Raw genomic sequence first — 3,327 nt, forward strand, 5'->3', positions numbered from 1 at the left:
AAAGCAGGGGGGCATTGCTGTGGAAACGGTTTCTTTCATCGGATTGAGTGGAGAAGAATACGAACCTAAAAAGCATACTCTATATAGAGTAGCACGATTTTTGTTTATAATTTGCGCTAAAGTCCCACTAGTCAGAAAGTCAAAGATTGTTAATAAATTAATTAAATGGCAGTTCCTTACAGTTACGATTTAAGAACAAAAGTCATGGGCGCTATTGACGATGGCATGGGAAAAACTGAAGCTAGTCGTCTCTTTAAAATTAGCCGAAATACAATTGACCTCTGGTTAAAAAAGAGAAAGGAAACAGGAGATTATAGGGCAAAAGAGGGTTATCAAAAGGGATATAATCCGAAAATAGCTGACGCAGGATAAATTTCGGGAGTAAGTCCCGTGCTCATGGTAGCTCAACTCAGAAGGAAATGGCAGAAGCGTGGTCAGAAAAGATTAGTGATAGGACTATAGGTTTTGGCTTAAAAAAAATTGGTTATACCCGAAAAAAAAACTTACGGTTATCGAGAAAGAGATGAAGAAAAAAGGCGAGAGTTTCGAGAAAAAATTAGTCAAAAGAAGCCGGAACAGTTAGTTTATATAGATGAATCAGGAATGGATAATCGTGAAGACTATGGTTATGGCTGGAATGAAAAAGGAAAAAGATTTTCTGACTTAAAATCAGGAAAAAGAAGTGTAAGAGTCAGTATTATGAGTGGTTTGCTTGAAGGAAAACTGATAGCGCCACTGACTTTTGAGGGTTCTTGTAATCGTTCAGTATTTGAGACATGGCTTAAAGATAAATTGATTCCTGAATTAAATCCAGGGCAAATTATAATTTTAGACAATGCCACCTTCCACAAAGGAGAAAGAATTAGAGAATTAGTTGAAGCAGCGGATTGTGAACTTTACTATTTGCCCCCCTATTCTCCTGATTTAAATAAAATAGAACATTATTGGTTTCCGATTAAAAATCGGGTTAGAAAATCAAAAGGTACTATCGAAGATTTTAGAGAGAGAGTTGATTTAGCTGTTCAGTTAACGTCCTAATCTATACTTCGATTGCTATAATTCTTAATTTTCCTTGACCACTTAAATTATAATCATTATAATTATAATTATAAAATTCAAAAACAATTTTTCGACTATGACTCAAAACTCTCAGCCCAATTCAAACAATAATTCAAACGGATTCATTGTTCCGTACATTTTGAAAGGGTCTCGCCAGCAAATCACCCATACCGCATATATTCTGAATGCCCTCGGCTACATCCAAATTTCCGAATGGGGTCCTCTTCAGCCCACTGGAACTCCAGACGAATATATTACGATGATCACCAGATATTGGATTTGGCGTTAACACCTTAAATTTCTGGGGGGGTTTCCCCCCCTTGCCAAAGGCTAATCACATCCGATCAGGATTGGATAGCTGATAAAATTGAGTGCATAGTCTAAAAATTCTAGCCGTGGAAAGTATTTCTGCGGCTACTTTTTTTTGGTTAGCAGGTTGAAGGTTAGCAGGTTGAAGGTTAGTCATAATTTAGAATTTAGAATTTAGAATTTAGAGATCCTGTAGGGTGGGCAAAAAGTGTACACAGATCACCTGTAGGGAAAACTCTAGAACTTTTGCCCACCAAAAAGTAAGATATTGTAGGGTGGGCAAAAAGTGTACACAGATCACCTGTAGGAAAAACTCTAGGACTTTTGCCCACCAAAAAGCCAAGCTCGCCACCGTTAATCCTGGTGGGCAAGGTAATTCCTCAACCCAAGCCCTCCAACCAATTTATTTCCCCTTGCCCACCCTACAAAACTAAACTCTTAATTCTAAATTCTAAATTCTAAATTCTAAATTCTTCATTCTTCATTCTCCATTCTAAATTCCTTGCGAAACAAAACCAGCCCAATAGAAAGGATGACCAAAAGGAAAATCCTCCTTACTCAAAGACTCTAAACGCTTTCGCTGTATCTCGAATTTATCCACAATTGTGACCCACTTATCTAACTCTTCCTGATATCCGTGATCCTTAGCATTCTGTTTAGCAGCTTTGGCTTCCTTTATCCCTCTTCTGTCACTCTCCGGTTATAATAAGTAGAGAAAGAAAAAAAAGAAACTCTACAAGGTAGGCACAGCAATGGATGTAGAGGAACAAATCCTCAAACATTTAGCCAGGGATCCCCAGGCAACAGTATCAATAATAGATGAATATTGTCAGACCTATAAAGACCTATTCAAAGAAGTAAGGAACTATGAATGCTTCAAATATTTACACTTAGGAATAGTCTCAGCAATAAAGAGAAAATCCTTACCAGAAATAGCTCCGGTGCGCTTTCCGTAGGCGAATTAAATTCGCCACGGGTCGCACCGCAAAGTAGTAGGGATAAAATCAGCCCAGTCACTACATCACTTCATCGCCAATTCACCTTGGTCAGTCAGGGAACTAAAGAAGGGAAGATTAAGGAAAATCAAAGAAAAATTAAAAGAACAAGCAATTACAGTCATAATAGATGAAACCGGGGATAGAAAGAAAGGAAAAAAAACGGACTATGTAGCGCGGCAATATCTAGGAAGTATCGGAAAAGTAGATAATGGGATAGTGTCAGTTAATGCTCAGGTCGTGTCCCAAAATATAACATTTCCCTTGGTAGGCAAAATCTTCAAACCAAGAGGAACATTAAAACAGGAAGATAAGTACAAAAATAAAATAGAGTTAGCCTCAGAAATCCTAGAAGAATTAGTAGAGGAAGGATTAACTATAGAACTAGTATTAGCGGATAGTCTCTAGGGTGAAAGTAGCCAGTTTATTAGAACATTAGAGAAAAATAAATTGTCTTATGTAGCTGGCAGGGTGACAGAGGTAGGGGAAAGCTAGATGTAGCATAAGATACAGCCATCAGATAAAAAAAAAGATAGGTCAAATATAGCAAAGCCGACCTATCTAAGGAAAATGATAGCAAAAGAATACCAATAAATCCTGGTAAAGGAACTCAACCGCAGTACTTATCTATTACTAAGTCTAGTGGTAGCAAGTCTTCAATTATTTAAACAAGTGAAGTTAGAGTGGAAAGCCCACGGCACTGCCATTACCAATTTTGTTTGAAAGTCGTCGGCAGAAATTACGGCGTTTTTTGAGACAGGAAAACTTAGGTGTGGAAAAAATTTGGTTTCCCTGTGTAAACTGTCTTTTAAGGAGTATGTTTAAGCCTAATGATACCAGGGTAATTGCAGCTATTTTGTATAAATTGTACTTGACAAAATAGGTATTTAACATAGTCAGTGATAGGACTAGACAACTCTTCTGGAATGAAGGACACTACAAACAGATGGAATCAGTCCCTTTC

Annotated in this window: 3 protein-coding genes and 2 pseudogenes; 3 read left to right on the forward strand and 2 right to left on the reverse strand. The window is 37.5% G+C overall.

Annotated features, from left to right (window positions below; all coding sequences use genetic code 11):
• The coding region (locus F6K57_RS40510; RefSeq protein ID WP_293030619.1) for a hypothetical protein at positions 1-193 on the forward strand (193 nt) is incomplete at its 5' end.
• Positions 166-1,038: pseudogene (locus F6K57_RS40515) on the forward strand (IS630 family transposase). The gene F6K57_RS40510 and the pseudogene F6K57_RS40515, both read left to right, overlap by 28 nt.
• 355 nt (positions 1,039-1,393) lie before the next feature.
• Here the strand turns inward: F6K57_RS40515 and F6K57_RS40525 are convergent.
• Positions 1,394-1,525, reverse strand: a complete 132-nt coding sequence (locus tag F6K57_RS40525) for a hypothetical protein (RefSeq protein ID WP_293030625.1) — start codon at positions 1,523-1,525, stop codon at positions 1,394-1,396.
• Between the two features lie 24 nt (positions 1,526-1,549).
• Positions 1,550-1,720: a hypothetical protein gene (locus F6K57_RS40530; RefSeq protein ID WP_293030628.1), complete on the reverse strand. Its 171-nt coding sequence runs from the start codon at positions 1,718-1,720 to the stop codon at positions 1,550-1,552.
• Between the two features lie 400 nt (positions 1,721-2,120).
• On the opposite strand from F6K57_RS40530, the pseudogene F6K57_RS40535 reads away from it, so the two are divergent.
• Positions 2,121-2,768: pseudogene (locus F6K57_RS40535) on the forward strand (transposase); the annotation flags it as partial.
• Between the last annotated feature and the right edge of the window lie 559 nt (positions 2,769-3,327).

Source organism: Moorena sp. SIO4A5 (assembly GCF_010672005.1).
GTDB lineage: Bacteria > Cyanobacteriota > Cyanobacteriia > Cyanobacteriales > Coleofasciculaceae > Moorena.